General features: G+C 68.6%; 16 protein-coding genes and 2 pseudogenes. 10 read left to right on the top strand and 8 right to left on the bottom strand.

Features of this window, described 5'->3' with window-relative positions; all coding sequences use genetic code 11:
* Nucleotides 1–100: 100 nt before the first annotated feature.
* From ABZ624_RS39060 to ABZ624_RS39050, 3 genes are all read right to left on the bottom strand, one after another.
* Nucleotides 101–469 (bottom strand): hypothetical protein, encoded by a 369-nt coding sequence (locus ABZ624_RS39060; RefSeq protein ID WP_360099710.1) that lies wholly within the window; start codon nt 467–469, stop codon nt 101–103.
* 139 nt (nt 470–608) lie between these two features.
* Entirely contained in the window at nt 609–2,186 is a 1,578-nt protein-coding gene (locus ABZ624_RS39055; RefSeq protein WP_360099709.1) for a S1 family peptidase, read from the bottom strand.
* A gap of 297 nt (nt 2,187–2,483) precedes the next feature.
* Complete coding sequence (locus tag ABZ624_RS39050) at nt 2,484–3,005, bottom strand: hypothetical protein (protein WP_360099707.1); 522 nt, start codon at nt 3,003–3,005, stop codon at nt 2,484–2,486.
* Between the two features lie 361 nt (nt 3,006–3,366).
* On the opposite strand from ABZ624_RS39050, the gene ABZ624_RS39045 reads away from it, so the two are divergent.
* Together ABZ624_RS39045 and ABZ624_RS39040 are read left to right on the top strand one after the other, a co-directional pair.
* Nucleotides 3,367–6,870, top strand: coding sequence for a hypothetical protein (locus ABZ624_RS39045; RefSeq protein ID WP_360099705.1), 3,504 nt, complete (start codon nt 3,367–3,369; stop codon nt 6,868–6,870).
* 11 nt (nt 6,871–6,881) lie between these two features.
* Nucleotides 6,882–7,358 carry a hypothetical protein gene (locus ABZ624_RS39040; protein ID WP_360099704.1) on the top strand — a complete coding sequence of 159 codons (477 nt, stop codon included), beginning with the start codon at nt 6,882–6,884 and terminating at the stop codon, nt 7,356–7,358.
* 161 nt (nt 7,359–7,519) lie between these two features.
* Here the strand turns inward: ABZ624_RS39040 and ABZ624_RS39035 are convergent.
* Both ABZ624_RS39035 and ABZ624_RS39030 read right to left on the bottom strand, forming a co-directional pair.
* Nucleotides 7,520–7,991, bottom strand: a pseudogene (locus tag ABZ624_RS39035) (transposase); the annotation flags it as partial.
* Between the two features lie 127 nt (nt 7,992–8,118).
* Nucleotides 8,119–8,304, bottom strand: coding sequence for a hypothetical protein (locus ABZ624_RS39030; RefSeq protein WP_360099702.1), 186 nt, complete (start codon nt 8,302–8,304; stop codon nt 8,119–8,121).
* Between the two features lie 307 nt (nt 8,305–8,611).
* Between ABZ624_RS39030 and ABZ624_RS39025 the strand changes: the two genes are divergently transcribed.
* Nucleotides 8,612–9,298 (top strand): DUF6087 family protein, encoded by a 687-nt coding sequence (locus ABZ624_RS39025; protein ID WP_360099700.1) that lies wholly within the window; start codon nt 8,612–8,614, stop codon nt 9,296–9,298.
* A 257-nt stretch (nt 9,299–9,555) separates the two neighbouring features.
* Here the strand turns inward: ABZ624_RS39025 and ABZ624_RS39020 are convergent.
* A pseudogene (locus tag ABZ624_RS39020) lies at nt 9,556–9,971 on the bottom strand (ATP-binding protein).
* A 154-nt stretch (nt 9,972–10,125) separates the two neighbouring features.
* Nucleotides 10,126–10,953: a ZIP family metal transporter gene (locus ABZ624_RS39015; protein ID WP_360099698.1), complete on the bottom strand. Its 828-nt coding sequence runs from the start codon at nt 10,951–10,953 to the stop codon at nt 10,126–10,128.
* Between the two features lie 827 nt (nt 10,954–11,780).
* Here ABZ624_RS39015 and ABZ624_RS39010 point away from each other — a divergent pair.
* The 5 genes from ABZ624_RS39010 to ABZ624_RS38990 all read left to right on the top strand — a co-directional run bounded on the left by ABZ624_RS39010 (nt 11,781) and on the right by ABZ624_RS38990 (nt 17,043).
* Entirely contained in the window at nt 11,781–14,966 is a 3,186-nt protein-coding gene (locus ABZ624_RS39010) for an RHS repeat-associated core domain-containing protein (RefSeq protein ID WP_360099696.1), read from the top strand.
* Nucleotides 14,963–15,421, top strand: coding sequence for a hypothetical protein (locus ABZ624_RS39005; protein WP_360099694.1), 459 nt, complete (start codon nt 14,963–14,965; stop codon nt 15,419–15,421). Before ABZ624_RS39010 ends, ABZ624_RS39005 begins: the two co-directional genes overlap by 4 nt.
* A gap of 106 nt (nt 15,422–15,527) precedes the next feature.
* Nucleotides 15,528–15,839, top strand: coding sequence for a hypothetical protein (locus ABZ624_RS39000; RefSeq protein WP_360099692.1), 312 nt, complete (start codon nt 15,528–15,530; stop codon nt 15,837–15,839).
* 138 nt (nt 15,840–15,977) lie between these two features.
* Nucleotides 15,978–16,304, top strand: a complete 327-nt coding sequence (locus ABZ624_RS38995; RefSeq protein WP_360099690.1) for a hypothetical protein — start codon at nt 15,978–15,980, stop codon at nt 16,302–16,304.
* Between the two features lie 322 nt (nt 16,305–16,626).
* Nucleotides 16,627–17,043, top strand: a complete 417-nt coding sequence (locus ABZ624_RS38990) for a hypothetical protein (protein ID WP_360099688.1) — start codon at nt 16,627–16,629, stop codon at nt 17,041–17,043.
* 185 nt (nt 17,044–17,228) lie between these two features.
* On the opposite strand, the gene ABZ624_RS38985 is transcribed toward ABZ624_RS38990, so the two are convergent.
* Nucleotides 17,229–19,049, bottom strand: a complete 1,821-nt coding sequence (locus ABZ624_RS38985) for a sigma factor-like helix-turn-helix DNA-binding protein (protein ID WP_360099686.1) — start codon at nt 19,047–19,049, stop codon at nt 17,229–17,231.
* Nucleotides 19,050–19,300: 251 nt separating this feature from the next.
* Here ABZ624_RS38985 and ABZ624_RS38980 point away from each other — a divergent pair, with 251 nt between their 5' ends.
* On the top strand, nt 19,301–19,768 hold the full coding sequence (locus tag ABZ624_RS38980; protein ID WP_360099684.1) for a hypothetical protein: 468 nt from the start codon (nt 19,301–19,303) through the stop codon (nt 19,766–19,768).
* Between the two features lie 397 nt (nt 19,769–20,165).
* Nucleotides 20,166–20,289: hydrophobic protein (locus tag ABZ624_RS38975; protein WP_360099712.1), on the top strand; the 124-nt coding region annotated here is incomplete at its 3' end.

Genomic DNA, 20,289 nt, shown 5'->3' with positions numbered 1-20,289 from the left:
GCACCATCGCCCGGATCAAGACCTGGCGGATCCTCCGCAAGGCCAGACTCAGCCCGAACGCACTCACGTCAACCACAAAGGCCATCCTCACCCTGCAGGCTCACCGTTGAAAAGGCTCCAGGGCTCCCAGAAACGTCGTGGTTGCGGACATGGCCGCACCCGCGCCGCATTTGATCTTGTCAGAAACAGCTGTCAGGCGCACCGCAAGACGTACAGGGATGGCGAATACACCTGCGAGCAGGCCACAGGGTAGATACAGCACGACTGCCCAGACGAGAGAGCCTGCACTGTCGGCTTCAATCAAGTTACTGGAGAGAAAGGCAACAACCAGGACGCCTGCCAGCACCACCAAGACCAGGACAGCGTGGATGCCAAGCCCGAGGACGGTCATGCCGACGGCAACAGACGCCTTCTCACGTGTGGACAGAGATGCCCAGGTGGGTTCGTCATCGAGCTGCTGGGGTTGCACGGGGTGCCTCCTTCGTGCAGGAGAAGGGAGAGCGGGCGGCACCCGGACCGGCCGGGATACCGCCCGCGAAATCAACAGTCTCAGAGGGCGATCATCATGATGGCCCGTGCGAGGTTCTGGGCGATGTTCCGCCGGTGGGTCAAGAGGCCGGTGCCAGCTGGATTTCGTCGTGGAGGCCCTTGGCGTCGACGCCGGTGAAGTAGCTGACGTGGCCGTCGTTCCAGCGGACGAGGATGTCGTTGGCGGTGGTGTTGGTGGTGAAGGCGCCGACGGTGATGGCGGCGGCGTTGGTCCAGTACGACTTTTCGGGCCGGATCCTGATCTCGCCGGGCAGGGATTTGCCGGTCATGCCGGGGTAGATGGTGGTTTCGCCGTCGATCCAGCGCACCAGCACGTCGTCGGTGGTCTTGCCGGTGAAGGAGCCGGTGGCGAGTTTCTCGGCGTAGGGCCAGGTGTTGTTCTTGGCGATGGTCTGGGTCTGTTTCTTCAGCCCGTTGGCCGCCAGGTCGCTGAAGACGGAGACGTGGCCGTCCTTGAAGGTGACCAGCAGGTCGTCGCGCCGGCCGCCCGGGGTGAAGCGGCCGGCTGTCAGCTGCTGGGCGTCGTTCTGCCATTCGGGGGTCTTGGGCGGGGCGAGCTGCTTCTCGCCGTGGAAGCCCTTGGCATCGACGGTGGGGTAGAGGGTCATCTCGCCGTCGTTCCAGCGGACCACGACTCCGTCGGTGCCGCCGCCGGTGTTGGTGCCGGTCACGTTGACGGCGTGGGTCCAGATGCTCTTCTCGGGCTGCAGTTGGTGTTCCGCGGCGAAGGGGCGGGCGGGGTCGTTGCCGTAGCCGCCCTGGTAGAGGGTGACCTTGCCGCTGTCCCAGACGACGATCAGGTCCGTGTGGCGGGTGCCGCCGGCCGAGTCGCCGGTGTAGTAGCCGGCCGTGATCTGCACGGCGTGCTTCCACGGGGCGGCCGCGAAGACGGGGGCGTAGGCGACCTGCTGGACCCAGCCGGCCAGGTCGTCGACGCGGGCGGCCATGGCCCCGGTGCGGGTCTCCGCAGGGTCGGTGCCCAGGCAACCGCCCTGCCAAGAACGGCTGTCGACGCCGACGACCGCTGTGTGGCCGTTGGCGGTGGTCAGCGCGGGGCCGCCGGTGTCGCCCTGGCAGACGGCGGCGCCGTCGGACTTCGCCGCCAGATCGAGGGTGGTGGCAGCGGTGTTCTGGACGGTGAAGGTCGCCGTGTGCACCTGGTCGGGCACCCACTCCTCGCGTGTGCGCCCATATCCTGCGGCCTGGACCTCGTCCCCGGCACTGGGCGCGCTGCCGGCCACCGGGACGGGGGTGATGCCGCTGACCGGCTTGGCCAGTTGGGCCATCACCATGTCACGGTCGGTACGGGGAACGAGGTTCACCACCTGCTGGGCGCTGCCGCCGATGGTGGCCGTCGTCTTCAGCTTCGGCGCGCCGGGGGCGAGGGTGCCGCCCGGGGTGTCGGTGAAGCAGCTCGCGGCCGTCAGCAGCCACTGCGGAGCCACCAGCACGGCCGAGCAGCCGCGCTGGTGGTCGGTGTCGAGCCGGATGTCGAGCCGGGCGGTGGCGGCCGCGGTGGCGGCGGGGGCCTGCGGGCCCTGTACGGCGGTCGCGGGCGTGGCCGACACGGCGGCGGCCAGGGTGGCAGCGGCGATCAGGCCGCTGGTCCGCGCGGTGTGCGGACGAAAGCGGGACATGAAGTTTCCCCGTTTTCTGTGAGGTCGGTGAGAAGAGAAAGCAAGTGAGCCTGGTCAGCCCGCGAGGGGCAAGCCACAGAGGGCCGGCGCGCCTTCGGGATGATCGGCCCTCATCGGCTGCCGTTGACTCACCCGGCGGACGACGGCGCGGTGGATCGGCCGGCTCCGGCGTCTGCTGTAGCGGTGGCAGCCGTGGCCGGTCAGAGGTGGCAGCTGTCGTGCTGCCGGTGAGGGTTGATGGCGCGTGGCGCGGGAGAGACGCGGCGGATCCGCCTGCGGTAGCGCTCGCGCGGATGCTCAGCCGGTGACGCGGAGTTCGACGAGGACGGATCGCTGGCCGCTGGCACCCGACTCACCGATGGGCTTGTAGTCGTTCTTCGCGGCCTGGACGACGGTTTCCTTGTCGCCGTTGCTGACCTTGGCCTCGACCGGGTGGTCCTGGGTCCAGATGCCGTAGGCATCGGGCAGCTCCAGGGTCAGGTCGCCCTGCTTCCCGCTGACCGAGAAGCAGAACTGCTTCTGAGCGGTCCGTGACTCCACCATGATCGCGTACGTGGACTTGCAGTCGGTCAGCATGATGTGACCGTCGCCCTGCTTGAGGAGGATCTGCTTCTCCTGGAAGATCTTCGCCGCCCCCGGGTAGGCGAAGTCCTCGACGGCGAAGGGCATCGTGTCGTCACCCGGCGCCGGGCTGGCCGAGGTGGTGGGGGAGGGGTCACCCGGAGCGGCATGCGCGGTGGTCAGCGTCGCGGCTCCGGCGCAGAGCGCCAGCCCCCCGCAGACGCCCGCCATGATGACGTTGCGAACTTTGGATATCAAGGTGTCTTTCCTTCCCCGTTTTGGTGCGGCACGGCAGTGAAGCTCCCGTGAACTTCCCGTGCGTGGTCTGTGCGTAGGATGTTACTGGCACGTAGTCAGAAGCCACACCACACAGCACGGATGACGCTGACCGGCCGGTCAGCGCGGACGCCATGACCAGGTCACCCGGGTGCAGTGGCCACCGCTTGATGTCAACGGACGCGGCCCTCGACCAGCCGCGCCCGCATGCGTGCCGACGTATGACCGATATCACTTACTTCTCAGGGGGAATGGGCCAGTGAAACGGCCTTCGCGCTCATCAGGGGCGCCATCGAAGAACACAACAGCGCCGACCCGGGGACATCGCCCCGCACTTCGCGGCGTGTGCGCCGTTCTGCTGCCGCTCACGCTCGCCGCCGGACTCCTCGGCGCCGGACCGGCCGCCGCGGACGACGACCCGGTCGACGGCGGATACCCGGTCTCCGACCGCCTTCTCGTCGTCGACGCGTGGACCTGGGGTGGCCCGGGTGTGAAGGCGGCGGCGGAGAAGGCCCTGGTCGGTTCGGACGAGGTCGTGAGGAAGTTCCTCGCCGACAAGGACACCATCGGCAACGACGACGACCGCGTCGACGCCAGCCGCATGGTCGCCGTGGGCGGCCCGGCCGTGCAGGAAGCGGCCAAGAACGCACTGATGTCCACCGACCCGGGTGCCGTGCGCGCCTTCCTGAAGGACGGCTGGAAGGCGCCGTTGCAGGAGGACCAGCGCGTTGAGGCGTCGCGGGTCATCAACTTCGGCGGTCCGGGGGTCAAGCAGGCCGGGACGGCGGCCTTGAAGGGCACTCCGGAGGATGTCGCCCGGTTCTTGAACTCGGGCCAGTACGAGGCGCAGGAGACTGACGACCGGGTCGAGGTCTCCAAGATCATCAATGACGGCGGGCAGGCGGTTAAGGCGGCCGGCAAGCTCGCCTTGCAGGGCACACCCGACGACGTGGTGGAGTTCCTTGAGGTCGGGCAGTTCGTGGCCCGTAACAAGGACCAGGAACACGCCACCCTCCAGCAGTTGCTGGACCAGGCGCAGAAGGCGGGGCTGCGCGCGCAGGCGGTCACCGAGGCGGCCAAGGCGGCTTCCGCGCGGGCCAAGGCGGCTTCATCGCTGGCCAAGCAGGACGCGCAGCGGGCGGCCAAGGAGACGCAGGCGGCCAAGGGCGACTCACAGCTCGCCGCGGCCCGGGCCAGCCAGGCCGCCGACGCGGCACGGGCCGCCGCCGGTGCGGCGCAGGAGGCGATCGGGGCGGCCAACGCGGCGAATGAGTCGGCGCGGGTGGCTGCGGCGGCTGCCGCGCAGACCGCCAGCGCCGCCGCTGCGGCGGCCGATGCCGCATCCCGGGCCCACAGCGCGGCTGCCGCGGCGGCCGGTAACGCGTCCAAGGCCGAGGACGCCAAGAACGCCGCGGCCACCGCGCGGGCCGCCGCGCTGCTGGCAGCCAAGTCGGCGCAGGCCGCCCAGGCGGCCGGTGACGCCTCACGGGCCGCCAAGTCGGCCGCGGCCGACTCGCTGGCCGCCGGTGCGGACGCCAACGCCGCCGCGGACGCCGCGGACGAGGCCAACGCCGCCGCGGACGCGGCCGGGGTCCACTCCAACGAGGCCGCGCAGGCGGCGGCGGAGACGCGACGGCACGCCGCCGAGGCCAACCGTGCGGCCAACGCGGCACAGGCTTTGGCCCAGGAGTCCGCGGACGCCGCCTACGCCGCTCGGGATGCGGCCAACTCGGCCGCCGACCACGCCAACAAGGCAGCCGACGCCGCAGAGGACGCGGCCAAGCACGCCGGGCAGTCGGCGGACGCGGCCAAGCAGGCCGACCAGCAGGCGGATGCCGCCAAGAAGGCGGCCGACACCGCCGCCCTGGCGGTGACCACCGGCAAGAAGGTCTTCGACATCGCCCGCAAGACCGAGGCCGAAGATCTCACCAGCCGTACCAACGCCGCCATCGAACGCGCCCGCAGCCGCAAGGACCAGGCCGACACTCTCACCTCCCAGACGGCCGCCAGCGTGCTGGAGGCGCGCGGCCTGGACGACACCGCACAGGCCCTGGCCGCCGAAGCCGCCAAGCCCGACGCGGACTCCACGGCACTGGCCGCCAAGGGACGCCGGCTCGCCCTGCAGGCACTCAAGGACCTCGGCCCGCTCAGCCAGCAGGCGGCCACCTCGGCCCTGTCCGGCACCGACGCCGACGTCATCGCCTACCTGCGCACCGGCTGGCAGACCGCCGAGGCCCAGGAGACGCGCGAGAGGGTCTTCGAACTCACCACCGACAGCCCCTACCAGACGGTGCGCACCGCCGCCGCCGACGCACTCAAGGGCAGTGACCAGCAGGTCGCCGACTTCTACACCACCGGCCAGTACACGGCGGCCAACGACGACCTGCGGGTGAAGGTCTCGCAGATCAACAACGCCGGCGGACCCGGCGTCAAGGAAGCGTCCAAGGCCGCCCTGGCCACCAACGACCCCAAGACACTGGCCGCCTTCATCGCCACCGGCCAGTACTCCGCCCGCAGCGACGACGAACGCGTCACCGCCTCCAAACTCGTCAACGACGGCGGCCCGGAGGTGAAGGCAGCCGCCAAGATCGCCCTGGCCGGCCCCGCCGACCAGCTCGAAGCCTTCCTCAACGTCGGCCAGTACATGGCCGACCGCAAGGACAAGCTCGCCGACACCCACAACGCCCAGATGCAGCGCCTGATCGCCGAGGCCTCCGGCATCGCGGCCACGGCGCGCAAGAACAGCTGGCTCGCCGCCAAGGCAGCCGCCGACGCCCACCGGTCATCCACCGACGCCCAGAAGGCAGCCAACCAGGCGGCCAACTCCGCCCACGAGGCCCAGGGCTACGCCCACGACGCTGACGTGGCCGCCACCAGCGCCGAGAACTCCGCCGCCCAGGCCCGCAAGTCCGTGGCCACCGCGCGTGCCGCCGCCGACGCCGCCGATCGCGACGCCGCCGACGCCACCGAATCGGCCACCCAGGCCCAGTTCAACGCCGACTACGCGCGCACCTCTGCCGCCCAGGCCGATCAGTCCGCCGCCGACGCCCACGACTCCGCGGTCGCCGCCGGCAAGAGCGCCAAGGAAGCCCAGGAGCAGGCTTCGCAGGCATGGCAGATCACCATGGACAAGCGCCGTGCCGAGGAAGCCGAGATCCGGCGCCAGGCCGAGGCGGCACGCAAGGCTCAGGCGGAGGAGGCGAAGAAGAAGACCAAGCACTGCCACTTCGTTCCCCGGCTCGGTTACTACCCCGACTGCCTCAAGGACGGCGGTGTCATGGACCCGCCGATCGATGTCGATCCCCAGGAAGCCGCCATGATCTACGGCGGACTGTGGGCGCTCTCGGGCGGCAAGGACGTTCAGGACTGCATCGAGAACCCCACCCTCGGCAAGTGCGCCTTCGCCGCCATGGTTGTCATCCCCGGCGTCGGCGAACTCAAGGTCGCCAAGAGGGCCGAGGAAGGCGTCGAAGGCATCGCAGAGGCCGGCCGGGCCCGGAGCGTATGGGACGGCGTCAAGGCCACCCAGCCGAATTACCCCGGGAGCGAACTGCCTAAATCGTTCGAACTCACCGCGGGTGACGCGCGCGTCTGGGTCCACGGAAATGCCTCCGAGCACATCGCCGAATACCTCTCGGGGATGGCTCAGCGCGGTGCAACGAAGGCACAGATCGATATGGCGACTCAGGCCCAGCTTTCGAGTCTGCAGTCCGCAGTGGCCGAAGCCGCCAGGGGAGGAATCCCCTTTGATAAGATCGTGAACGTCGGAGGGTGGGAGTTGAAATTCGGTGCCCCGAAGAGTCCGGGGCAGCTCCCGGTCCTGTTCCATGCCCTGCCGACGGGGTGATGGGAGAGCTCATGCTTCGCGTACTTGATTCGGTGGGCTGCGAGGGCGCAGTCGTCGAGAGCGATCCCTGGGTCCCCATGAAGGTCACCTGGCTGCCCCGGCCTGCGGGCAAGCCGGTGTACCTCAGGATCTCCGGGGTCGACGGCGGGGAGGTCGAGCTGAAGATCGATCCGCTCACCGGCATGCTCGTCCAGGCGATCGTGATCGAGTTGCCCCCGGAAGTCGAAGCGGGATACGAGGTGCCCATCGGCGGCGGAACGCCGGCTCAGTCGCCGGTCGTCGACCGATCGCCCCAGGGACGGCCGGATGCGGCGGACCTCGACGAATCCGTCGTGCGCACGGTCGAGAAGCTGGCTTTCTTCCAAACAGCGGATCGCATCGGGCTGGTCTTCGGCGACCAGGAGCCCGCTCGCCATGTGCAGTGTGACGATGTGACGGTGGCAATCTCGAGCCATGGCGATCTGACCGCGATCGTCGGGGCCCTCTAACCTCGAAGTTTCGTGACGGTCCGCCGACGGAGTCGGTGGACCGTTTTCGTGCCGTGGGCTGAGGCTGTGCAAGCCGAAGAGCCGAGTGTCGCCTCGGGATGGCGCCGGATTCCACGGCTCCGGGTGTTGGAGTGCTGTCGAAGGGACGGGGAATCTGCTGGTCAGCCAGGGTCGGGCAGTTGGGTGAGCCGTTCGAGAGCTGTGGTGATGTGACTGGTCCAGGGCCAGTGCCGGGCCAGGCGGAGGATTCGCCGACGGCCTGTGGTCACGAGCTGTCCGGCCGCGGTGAACAGGCGGAGCCGTAGTCGGCGGGGCTCCCAGAGCCTGGCCTTGCCGGTCAGGGCGAGCGTCGGCATCCAGGCCAGCAGGTCGAGAGCGATCTGCGCGATCTCCAGCCAGATCCGGTTCTGGGCCGTGCGGTGCAGGGGCAGATTGCGCAGGCCGGTGTCCCGGGCGGCGCGGATGCGGTCCTCGGCCCTGGCCCGCAGCCGGTGACGGAGCTCGAGCTCGGCGATCGGTCGGCCCAAGGTGAGGGTGGCGAGGAGGCCGGCCTGGATGTCGTCGAGGCCGTTGTACCGGTTGGCGGGCGCATAGATGCCAGCGACGTCGGCTGCGCACTCGAATCCGGCTGCCGTTAGTGTCACATGCAGCCAGCGCCGGAACGAGGTGTCCTGGTCTTCCCAGGAAGGGTCCCAGTCGTCGTTCTCGGGGTCGTCGGGGCCGGGGCCGACGATGGGCATGGGCGATCTCTTTCCAAAGCTCAGCTGGGGTATACGGGATCACCGCGCGGCGCGCGGAGCTGGACGAACTCGAAGAACAGCTGGCCAAGCAGTCGGTGGTGGTACGGGCTGAGCGGGACGAACTCGCCGTCGCTGAGCGAGTCCTTGAGCGGGTGAGCGAGCAGCTCGCCGACGAACGGGCCTCGGCCGCGCCAATGCCCGGACACGACTCGTGGCCTACTGACTCAGCCCAGCACCATCCGGCGGCGGGGGAGGGGCATTCCCGCCGCCGGAGGCAGCTGCGGCGGGCTCGGAGGTGGCGGGGAGCGGTGAGCTTGTCGTTTAACGTCTCCGCTGGGTAAGCAACGGTGCTGGTGCAGGGTTGGAAAGGCGACCCTGCCCGCGACCAGGGCGCTGGTCGCCTCCCAGACCGGGCGGGTCCACGCGGCCCTCGGCGACGAGCAAGGTGCGGAGCATCACCTTGGCGCCGCTGACGAGCTGGTTGCGGGCGGCCTGGGAGAGGTGCCGGAGTGGGTGGCGTACTTCGACGCCGCCGAGCACGCTGGTGCCCGCGCGGTGGCCGCCCGCGACCTGAACGGCATCGGCGGGCACCGGCGCGCCAGTGATCACTTCACCGATGCGCTCGCCCTGCGCAGGCCCGGCTTCGACCGGGTGAAGGTCATGGACCGGATCGGCCTGGCTGCCGCGCTGTTCGCCCAGGGAGAAGCCGAGCAGGCCGCCGCGGCGGCCCAGCAGGCCCTTACCGAGGCGGCCCGGGTCGACTCCACGCTGGTGGCCTCCCGGCTCACACGCTGCTGGAAGCCGCCCGCCCGTACAAGACCTCCGCGGTGGACGAGGTACGCACCCGCGCGGCCGATCTTGCCGCAGCCCGGCCGACCACCATCGCCGCCTGAGACCATCGGACCCATGGGCAAGCACTCTCGACCCGGACCGCCGAACCAGCCCTCCCGAGCCGTCCCGAGCGTGGACGCCGACGACCAGCTCGCCGCGTACAACAAGCGGCGCCGCCCGCCGCTCGATGTCCACCGCAGGCACCGCCCGCTCCACGGCGGCGGCGGACACCTGCGGCCCGACGAGCCGCGGGTGCTGGAGGAATGGAACGGGTTTTCGTACGAACCGGTGGGCACTGCCGCGAATCTGGCGGAGGCCCGGTGGTGGGTGGGCGAACAAGACCCACACGATCAGGCAGGAGACCGGTAGGCAGCTGCGGGCATGCCGGCGCGATGCCCGCAGCTGGCCCTTAACCCGGCGTCACTTCGCGCCCTCGGAGAGCAGGCGAAGCCCCGGCCCCATCGGGCCGCCACCACGTGAAACCCTTCCCGATCAAGCACACACTAGAAACGCTTCGCATGGGGTCACCCACGGTGGCCGGGCTGGGGACCGCGCGGCATGACGCGGTGCTGCGAGCGGCCCTGTCGGCGATCCGCACACCGCGAGGACACGCCCGATCCCGGTGGTCACAGCAGGCGGCCCGCCGGGTGCCCGCCGGGATCGTCGGCCAGCACGATGGCCGCCTTCACGCGCTTGCCCACCGGTTCGCGGCGGATCTCGAAGCTGCGCACACCGCCATCACGATCTCCAGCCCATGCCGTCCGACCCGGCCCGGATCAGCAGGGCAGGCCGCGGGCAGGGTGGGGTCGGTGTCCCACACGCTGATCTCCACCGCCCCGTCGCTGACCTCCAACTCCAGCAGCAGCGGTCCGGGCGCGTACTTGAGGGTGTTGGTGACCAGCTCGCTGACCACCAGCTCCGCCGTGCCCAGTGCCCGCTCCGAGACCGGGATACCGTGCACGGCCTGGACGTCGGTCATGAAGCGGCGGGCGGCGCGGCGGGCCTTACGCGATCGGCTCGCTGCCGTCGAAGGCGACGGCAGCGAGGACCGGGCGGCTGACCAGCGGCTGGGATTCGTCTTCGCGCACAACTGATCGCCACCGCCACCCTTGTCCTGAGCAACCCACGGTCAACGCCGCGAATACCCCCGAACCGGCACGGCACTCGCCGCTTGCGCCGACAGGAGTACGTGCTGCTCAGGCGCCGGCCGCCGTGACGACGGCGTCCGTGGCGAAGCCCAGCAGGAGACCGAGCAGGACGCACCAGGTGGTGAGGGTCTTCAGTCCGGTCTTGCGAGCCACTGCCAGCAGTTCGATGACGACGTAGAGGATCGAGCCGGCGGCGAGGCCGAGGAAAGCGATCGACAGGGTGTCGTTGACCAGGTGCTGGCCTACGAGCGTGCCGGCAAACGTGGGGCCGCCGCCGATCAGACCGAGCCACAGGAGAGTGAGCCAGGAGGGGCGTTCGCCCTCGGCGGCCAGGGGGGCGACGATGCCGAAGCCCTCGGTGGCGTTGTGGAGTCCGAAGCCGATGATCAGCAGCAGAGCCAGGGAGATCTCGCCCTGGGCGGCGGAATTGCCGATGGCCAGGCCCTCGGCGAAGTTGTGCAGGCCGATGCCTGTGGCGATCATCAGGGCGAGGGAGCCAGCCTGGCTGCGGGTTTTCGGCGCCAGCTCGGCGGTGGCAGCAGCGCCCGGCCCAGCCGGCCCTGTGGCTGCGGTCCGGCGGCGGGCGATCCAGGCGTCGTAGTGCACGAGTCCGGCCAGCCCGACGGTCAGGCCCGCGGCGAGGGTGAAGCCGCCGGATGTGACGCTGGCCCAGTCGTGCTTGCTCAGAGCCTCGTCGACGGGCTCCCAGGCATGGGCGAGCACATCCCATACAAGGAAGATCAGGATGCCGATGGCCACCGCGTTCAAGCCGGCCTTGAGGCGCGGTGTGGGTCTGCGGAGACGGCCGATGGGCAGACCGAGGTAGATGGTGAAGCCTGCGATGGCTCCGAGCAGGGCGACGTTCGCGCTGGACATGAGGGACTCCGGTCTGATGTGCATAGGAAGCACACAAAGTAAGGCAGGTTAGCCTTACCTAACAATAGTGTGGAGCGGCCTTCCGGAGGGCTTGGCGGAGTCGTTACCAGAGCGAGGCTGCTCGCATCCAGCTCTCGCGTGCGCGCGTGACCGCCACAGGCGGGATGAATCGCCACAACAATGGCGCGTCGCCCCGCCGCCGGGCCATGGCCCATGCGTCCGGTCGGCTGCTGGTGTGCCGGTTGTCGCAGGTCGCGGGACCGATACGCCGTGATCACGCTTGCGTCGCGGTGAATATATGCAGCGACTTTGGGGCTTGACCGACCCGATTTATTAGGTAAGCCTCGCCTAAGTGTCGCTGTGAGTGATCTAGGAGTCGTCTGTGTCCGCGCTGCCCTCGGAGTCGTCCGTTCCCCCCGAGCCAGGGCCCGTCCGGCGGCTGGGGCTGTACGACGCATGGTGGACGGTCACCGCCGCCGCGCTCGCCGCCTGCCTGGCACTCTCGGCCTGCGCCTGGATATCCCTGCATCTGCGCGTGGACGCGACCCTGCACACCGCGGCGCTCTTCGTTCACCTGGCCTCTCTCGTGCTCGGTCTTGGAGCCGTCCTGGTCGCCGACTGCAACGCACTCCTCTACCTGACCGGCCGGTGCACCCTGCGCGAGGCCATAGACAGCACGGCCCGCCTCCACATCCCCATCTGGACGGGCCCTGCCGGCCTCTTGGCCAGCGGTGTCATGCTTCATCCGAACCTGAGATCGACCCCCACCCGCATCAAGCTCGCCCTGGTGCTCGCCCTCACCGTCAACGGCCTGCAGGCCGGGCTAAGTGATCGGAATCAAGCGGTCAGACTCGCACTCCGGGACCCGCACCTTCACTGTCCCCGTCCCCTCACCCACCTTCGGCGTTTTCCACCTGGTCCTCGACTCCTGGACCGACCGCAACGGCAACCGCATCGACGTCGAACGCGACGACGAAGGCATCCCGTACGGCATCCGCCACTCCGGCGGCTACTACGTCGCCGTCGACACCCAGGGCCCCCGCATCACAGCCCTGCGCCTGCTGGACGAGCCGCCGTCCCGCTACTGCCCGGGCACCGCGCCCGACGAGGGCACGGTCGTCATGCGCTACGGCTACGACGCCACCGGCAACCTCACCGAGGTCACCAACTCCAGCGGCAAGCCCCTGCGCTTCACCTACGACTCCGAGGGCCGCGTCACCCGCTGGACCGACCGCAACGGCACCTGGTTCTCCTACGTCTACGACAACCGAGGCCGCGTGGTCCGCACCGAGGGTGTCGACGGCATCCTGTCCGGCACCCTGATCTATGACGACACCGCCCGCACCACGACGTACACCGACTCCCAGGGCCACACCTCCGTCCACCGCTACAACGCCGAGGGCCAGGTGGTGGAGGAGACGGACCCGCTGGGGCATGTCACGTGCACGGAGTGGGACGAGTACGGCTTCCAGCCCGTAGCGGTCACGGATCCGCTGGGCCGCACCACCCGTTACGCCTACGATGACGCCGGCAACGTCACCGAACTCACCCTGCCCGACGGCTCGGTGGCCCGGGCCGCATACAACACACTTGACCTGCCGACCGAGGTCGTCGAGTCAGGTGGCGCAGTCTGGCGGCACACGTACGACGGCCGGGGCAACCTACTGACGACCGTGAACCCACTCGGCGCCGAGGACCGCTACACATACGACGAAGCGGGCCGGCCGACGGCGATCACCAATGCCCTCGGCTACACCCGAACAATGACGTATGACGCGGCGGGCCTGCCTCTCTCCCTGACGGACGAACTTGGCCACACGACGACGATCTGCCGCGACTCGTTCGGCCGGGTCATCGAGGTGACCGACCCTCTCGGCCACACCACCCGACTGGGCTGGACGACGGAGGGCAAGCCATCCTGGCGCCAACTGACCGACGGAACACGAGAATCCTGGACCTGGGACGCCCAGGGCAACCTGCTCACCCACACGGACCCCGCCGGGAACACGACGCACCACACAGTGGGCCACTTCAGTGTCCCGACCACACGCACGGACCCGGACGGAGCCCGGTACGAGTTCGTCTACGACACCGAACTGCGTCTGACGGCAGTCACGAACCCGCAGGGCCTGACCTGGTCTTACACCTACGACGAAGCCGGCAGGCTGACTGCGGAGGTGGACTTCAACGGCCGTACCCTCACCTACACCCACGACGAAAACGGGCGACTGGCCGACGTCACCAACGGCGCCGGGGAGACCCTGCGCTTCCTGAGGGACCCGCTAGGGCGGGTCGTGGAGCAGCGCTCTGAGGCGGGGGAGATCACGACGTTCGCCTACGGCCCCGACGGCGGGCTGTGCCGTGCGGCAAACGCAGACGCCGAACTCGTCTGCGAGCGGGACGTGCTCGGCAGGGTCCTGTCGGAGACGGTGAACGGCCGTACAACCACCTATGTCCACGACGCCGCCGGCCGCCGCACCCGACGGGTGACGCCTTCCGGGCTGGACTCGGAATGGACATACGATCCCGTAGGGCGCCCGCTCACCCTGCGTTCCTCTGCGGGTGCGCTGGACTTCGCCCACGATGCCGCCGGCCGCGAGACCCGGCGAAGCCTTGGTACGGAGGTGACGCTGGCGCAGAGCTGGAGCGCGACGGGGCTGCTGACCGGGCAGAGCCTGACAGCCACCCCGGAGAGACTCCTGCAACATCGGACGTACTCCCATCGGGCCGACGGCTACGTGACCGAGATACGGGAGCTCACGTCGGGCACCCGCCGCTTCGACCTAGATGGCATGGGCCGGGTCACCGGCGTCCGCGCCCACGGCTGGAGCGAGTCTTACGCGTACGACCCGGCGGGCAACCTCGTGCATGCCATGTCGCCGGACCACGAGGCAGGTGGTGAGCGCCGGTTCGATGGCACGCTGGTCCGCTCGGCCGGCCGCACCTCGTACGAGTACGACGCTGAAGGCCGCCTCGTCCGCAGGTCCCGCAAGCTCCTGAACGGCCAGACCCGGGTCTGGAGCTACGCGTGGAACGCCGAGGACCGTCTCACAGACGTGGTCGCTCCGGACGGCAGCCATTGGCGGTACGCGTATGATCCGCTCGGCCGACGCCTCTCCAAGCATCGCGTGGCCGACGACGATTCTGCGGCCGACCGTACGGACTTCGTCTGGGACGACCTGTGCCTGGCCGAGCAGACCACGCCGGACGGCTGGGTCACCACCTGGGACTACGCGCCGGACGGTCTTCGGCCGGTCGCTCAGACGAGCCATAAACCGACCGCGACAGCCGCCAACACGTCATTCCTGGCACAGTTGGCGGAGGAGTCGGATCCTGAGCACGGGGCTCGGTTCCACGCCGTCGTCACCGACTCAGTGGGCACGCCCACGGAACTGGTCGGCTCAACGGGAGATGTGGTCTGGCAGCGCCGTACCAGCCTGTGGGGCACTCGCTTCCCGGACCCGGAGGAAGCCGCGTCGCCGACGGACTGTCCCTTGCGCTTTCCGGGCCAGTACGCCGATTCCGAGTCGGGCCTGCACTACAACCTGCACCGGTACTACGATCCGGAGACGGCGAGGTACATCAGCGCCGATCCGCTGGGTCTCGTTCCCGCACCCGATCACCATGCCTACGTTCCGAACCCACTGGGCTGGAGCGACCCTCTCGGTCTTGCCGGGAAGGGGCCGACGGGACCGAAGAACCCGCTGGACTTCGGGCAAGGCTACACAGGCCGACGCGACATCTTCCCTGTGGGCAACAAGGGAAGGGACGTGGAAATCCACGTCTACGACAAGTCCGGGCGCGAAGTCGGGCTGTTCAACAGCCAGGGCTGGTTCAATAAGCACGGCATCAAAGCCTCGGAAGTCGAAGTACCACCCGGCGTCGAGAACGCCATCAAGGGACGGATGATCTACGAGCTGCGGAAGGTCGGCCGCATCGCTCCCAAGGGGACCGAGGACATCACCGGAGACAAATGGAGGCGACCGCCTCTCGCCGCGGAAGGTTGCAAATGAAGTACGTCACGGCCGTCTGGGAAGACGGTGGGTTCTACGTGGACCCGAGTGCCTACCTGGCCGAGCTGCCGCGTCTGCGCGCCGACCTGCCCCCGGGCGCCCGGTCTTTCGCCACCGACCCCGGCCACTACGACATCGCGGGCGCCACCCGCTGTGTGAAGGATCTGGAACTGGCCGGGGTCCACCTCGCCACCGACAAGAGCGGTGGGCTGGTCCTGGAGTTCGCGCCCAACAAGTTCAAGCACGACTCCGGCCTGCGCATCAGCTACTCGGGCGTGAAGCACTTCTCCATCGACTATGAACACTCCATCGACTGGATGAGGGCCGACACCGTGCTCCTCGACGAGATCCTCCCCGACGAGGACGGCGGTTGCCTGCATCAGATCGCACTCACCGACGCGTCGATCACCGTCCGGTGCGACGATCTGCAAGCCGTGTGGGGGGACGCGAGCTGAGCCCGTGATCAGTTTCCAGTTCACCGTGCGGTCCGAGTAAGGCGACCGCACGGGTTCGATATGGGCGACATGGTCGTCACCGGGATCTCGGCACGGCAGACAGGGCATGATGATCTACGTCTCGGTCGTCCAGTTGCTGAACAGCCTGCGTGCCTTTGTGCAGGGTGACGTCCGGTGCTCAGCTACATCGGTCTTCGACACCTCGTTCAAGCTTGTGGTGCGACGAAACAAGGAGGGTCTGTCGGTCGCCGGCGAGAACGGCGTGATCGCCCAGACAACCGCTCCGGAGCTGGCCTCCGCTGTGCTGCACGCAGCGCAGGCCCTTGGCCGCAGCCTTCCTCCGGAAGACACGTTCAGATTCGACTGGGAAAACGCCATCGCGGATTTTCGTCCCCTCGTGCCAAGCAGGAAGGGCTGAGGGGCAGATGCCGGGAGCGCGATACCTACTACCAGCCGAGTGATTACACCATCGATGCACCTCTGTGGCGGGCCGATGATCGGACTTACCCCTCGATAGGGTAGAGCCCTTCCGGGTTTTGGCGCGGGTCGCCGATAGGTGCCGTACGAAACCGACTGCGGCTACGGCGTCGGCCAGGTGACCGACGGCATGCGCCTGGCCGGTCACGAGAAGCCGGGCGAGACCAGCCTGTCCCCGTCCGTGCAGAAGCTCGTCGCGATCGACTACGCGACGAACGTCGCCGCCTCCCTGAAGATCCTCGTCGACAAATGGAACGAGGTCCACAAGGACGGCCAGAAGATCACCGTGAACAACGATGATCCGTCGAAGGTGGAGAACTGGTTCACGTTCTCTTCGTCGCCGCTCGCGCCCAGCGCCGTCACGAAGCCGACGCTCGTCCACGCCCTGGCCCTGTGTCACGCGTAGGCGGCCAGCAGGCGCTTGTCCCTGCTGCCGTCGACCTCGTGGTGCTCCCCGGTCATCCAGGCAGCCGCACGACAGACGCGTGGCATAGCCGAAGAACGTGGCGCCGACGGATCCGCACTGAGGGCACATGGTCCACTGGTAGGGCTCGTCGTCGTAGGTACGTGCCGCCGGCTTCGATCAACTGCCAGGGCCCGTACTCATCGTTCGGGAAGAGCAGCCCTTCGGCCCGTAGAGGCAGCCCCTGCCACTCCTCCGGCACGTCCACGGGCAGACAGCGCTCGGCTTTGTCCGGCTCCTTCCGCCAGACGCGGACCGGATGTACATGGAACTGGACTCGACTGACGCTGACACGCTGGTCGTGTCCCGGCACAAGGGCATCCTGGAGGCTTTGGCGGCCTATCCGTACGAGGCTGCGGCCCTGCTGTGGCTGGCTCTGATGCAGGCGGAGGTGCTGCGACCCCACGGCCCGAAGATGAACAATTTCGGGCTGGCGCTGATCCTCATGCCGCTCGACTTTCTGGCCGTCGGCGAGGTCGGCGAAGCTGTCGAGCGGCTCATCGCACGAGGTTTCCTCGAGCGAGCGGACGAGGACAGTGTCTACATCGACCCCGTCGCGATTCGCGTGATCGACCGGCGTGAACTGACCGCCCGATTCCTCATGGACTGGAACGCGGCGAAGGCCAGCGCGCCGACCCCGGGACCTCTTCCTGAGACAGCGGCGGAGTCATCCGCTGAGTAACGGGCGGGCCCGCCCCGGCCGGGCCGGTTCCTGAGAAGTTCCTGGGCTACTCGGCTTTCCACCGGGTGATGAGGTGCTCCTCCCAGCCTTTGAGCGGAGGCCAGGGGACGCCTCAGTCGGCGAGCTGCTCCCGGGTCCAGCCGCCGGCGGGAGTGCGGGCAAGTTCGTCTCCTCCGGGGAAGGGGCTATGCGCGTGGGGGAGGGTGCCGGACCGGTCTCCCCGGGGAGACGGTCGAGTGCGGGGGCATCACCGGGTCCGATGGAGTGCTGGGGCCGTTTGATGGTGGGGCCGGGCGGAGCCGGTAGGGGCGGCTATGCCATGTCCAGCCACGCTTGAGGATCAAGGAACACAGGCCCAACGTGTCCAGGGGCAGGGAATCGGCTGCGGTTATGACCTGCGGCCAGGTGAGTTCTCCCTGCGCATCGAGGGCGGCGGCCAGCGCCGTCTCCAGATCCGGGTCGACCGTGCGGTGTTCGAGCAGTCGGCGGGTGCGGTTGCCGTCCGTGGCCACGAGGCCCCAGCCCCTGGGCCGGCAGAATTCCTCGGCGGCCCGGTACTTGGCGACGTTGATGGCCATCGCCATTTCGTAGACTGGTTTGACCTCGATGAGGATGCAACGGCCCTCCACAGTCGCGGCCAGGAGATCCGGGTAGTAAGTGCGCTGTTGCCCGGCAAACTCGTAGCTGATGGCCAGGGGTTGTTCCTGGTAGTAGGCGATCTGCGGCGCGAAGCTGAGCAGTTGGATCACTCTCAGCTCTGTCTCTGACTCGTACGACACATCACGGTCCAGCTTCGGGCAATGCCACACTCCGAAGCGTCCCCGGTCGGTGTTCTCCTCCTTCCGTAGGGTTCCCAATTCAGTGCGTGGCGGGGCTGGTCCGGGCTCGCCGAACCAGGTGATCTCGCTGGCCAGCGCTTCCCAGCGTCGGCTGGCACGTTCGATACGTCGCTCCCGCGTCGCCTCACGACGGGCCGACTCGTGCCGCAGGAGGCGTATCGTCGTCGCCTCTGCCGCCAGGTTGTCCGCACGGACCTTGTCCGCGCCGGCTAACCGTGCCAGAAGGGGTATCGCCTGGCGAGGCGTGACCGAGGGCAGCAGCACATCTGACAGGTCGAGTAGCCGTTCCGCCGCCGACGGCCCTGCCTCGGGCGTAACCCGCTGCACACAGCTCAGCTCGGCCAGTACCCGTCGGAGCTTTCGCGAAGCCGGAGCGTCGGTTTTGGCCAGGCGGCGGATCGCCCTCGTCTGCAGTTGCCGAACTCTCTCCCGCGACACACCGAGGGTCTCTGCGACCTTCTCCAGGGTCTGGGCTGGTTGATCGTCAAGTCCCAGGCGACGGGAGAGGACCTCCCGGTCCCGCTCCGCGGGCATCTCATCCACGGCCGCAGCCACCAGCTCCCTCAGGACGAGCACCGTGTCGGCATCGCGTTCGGCGATCAGTGGCCAGTTGGCCGTCAGGCGCACGGCGCCCGGGCACACGCACTCAAGCAGCCAGTGATCCAGCAGCAGCACTTCGCCGTCGTGCCACAAACGCCGGGCCGCTGTCCGCCGTACGGCCACGGCCTTGGCCGCCAAGTCCTGAACCACTTCTCGGGCTAGGAAGACCTCGCGGCGCTCGGGACGCAGCACATGACCGGTCACCTGCTCCCAGTCCGCCAGCACCTCCGTCAAACTCGCCGCGGAGGACCCCCGGGGCTCGGCAGACGCGTGCCCCCTGTGACGCTCACGCCGTTCACGAAGACGCCGCTCGGCACCCACCTCCCGCCATGCGTAGCCAGGATCCGCGGCCAGCCGAGACCTCAGCCAATCCAGCGGATCGTCGACGGCCGAGCCGGACTGTAGAACGAACCGGTCCAGACGCGCATGGACACCGCCCGTCGTACGGCCGTGCCGTTCAGCGAGCTCGGACAGAGCCAGCCCTTCGCGCACACCTTCGACAAGCTGAGCGTCCTCCTCTTCGCTCCAGGCACGGCCACGCCTCGCCCCGGCCGCCTGATCCTGCACGCTCTCTCCCCCTTGGTTCGGGCCGTTGTGGGGGCAGTATGCCTGGTGGTGCTGACAACACGCCGCTGCAGACGTTGCCAGCGGTGTGCCCCGCCCAGGTGAGCACCGGGAGCCAGGCGCCGGTGCGCTGCTGTAGGGCAGGCCATCGGCGGGCCGGTTGACGGCTACGAGGGCTCCACAAGTTGCCCCGTCTTTGTGATCTTGCACTGGAAGAGGAAGAACGGGCCGCCAAGCTGGGACAGCACGGTGGGATGTTCGGTGAGGGCGATCGTCTGCTGACGGAAGCGCCAGCCCGTTCCGTATCGCGATGGCTGCAGGTCTGCCGGGTTGGTCTCCCATTCAGCCAGGTGCTGGACCAGGCGGCGAGGATCCCGGCGTCGTGCGCCGTCGTCATCGGCGAGGCCGGAGCCTCCTTCAGCACCGCGACGATGGTGTGCACGGTCTGGGCGCTGATCCAGGTTGTCGGCTTGCCGTCGGCGACGCTGGTCCCCAGCCGCACCAGGGTGTTCTCCAGCGGATCGGCCGTCCACGGCTTGCTGTTCGCGAGCGCCGGATCCTCGGTCAGCCAATTCAGCAGCACGCCGCACTCGATCCCGTTCAGCCCGACCCCGTCGCCGGCGAACAGAGCGTGGAAGAAGCGCAGCAGTACGTCACGGCGGCGTGGCTGCTGGCGCCGGAGCACGAGGCAGTGCCAGCACAGCCAGCGCATCGGGACGTAGGGGAGTTCCTCCGGGGACGGCGTGCGCCCGATCAGATCACCGTGCGCGTCGCCCACGCTCTTGCCTGTTGGCGCCTGTTCAGCTCTTCGTTGGGCGGTGGCGCGCTGTTCGACCCTGAGCTCGGCCTTGTCGATGGCGGTCGTGCGGCTGAGTTCCCTCGGTCGCCGGTCTCGGGTGTCGGCTGTACGCGCGCCCCCGCAACGGTCCCATCAATCCAAGGCCATGACATAGCTTTGAGTGATGCATGCTGCGTGTCTGCGGTGCGTGAGGTGCGAGAAAGGGGGAACCGTCCACGGCGTGCGGCGCGTATATGCCCCTCATTCCTTGGAAGTAACTCATATTTTGTGTGCTTGTAGGGCTGAAGTAAGGGCACCCGGTGGCCAGGAGGTTGATAACGATGGTTCCCCTGCTTCTGGTTCTTCTGCTGGCTCTGATCCTCTTCGGCGCGGGCTTCGCCCTGAAGGCACTGTGGTGGATCGCGGTGATCGTGCTCATCGTGTGGCTGCTCGGCTTCGTCGTCC

Source organism: Streptomyces sp. NPDC007205 (assembly GCF_040634095.1).
Classification (GTDB): Bacteria; Actinomycetota; Actinomycetes; order Streptomycetales; family Streptomycetaceae; genus Streptomyces.
This window is presented reverse-complemented; position numbering and strand designations above follow the sequence as displayed.

Excerpts from the sequence above, each read along its gene's own strand:
- ABZ624_RS39015 (WP_360099698.1), bottom strand. The coding sequence starts at position 10,953 with ATGTCCAGCGCGAACGTCGCCCTGCTCGGAGCCATCGCAGGCTTCACC.
- ABZ624_RS39055 (WP_360099709.1), bottom strand. The coding sequence starts at position 2,186 with ATGTCCCGCTTTCGTCCGCACACCGCGCGGACCAGCGGCCTGATCGCC.
- ABZ624_RS38980 (WP_360099684.1), top strand. The coding sequence starts at position 19,301 with ATGTTCGGTGAGGGCGATCGTCTGCTGACGGAAGCGCCAGCCCGTTCC.
- ABZ624_RS38990 (WP_360099688.1), top strand. The coding sequence starts at position 16,627 with ATGGAACTGGACTCGACTGACGCTGACACGCTGGTCGTGTCCCGGCAC.
- ABZ624_RS39005 (WP_360099694.1), top strand. The coding sequence starts at position 14,963 with ATGAAGTACGTCACGGCCGTCTGGGAAGACGGTGGGTTCTACGTGGAC.
- ABZ624_RS39040 (WP_360099704.1), top strand. The coding sequence starts at position 6,882 with ATGCTTCGCGTACTTGATTCGGTGGGCTGCGAGGGCGCAGTCGTCGAG.
- ABZ624_RS39000 (WP_360099692.1), top strand. The coding sequence starts at position 15,528 with ATGATGATCTACGTCTCGGTCGTCCAGTTGCTGAACAGCCTGCGTGCC.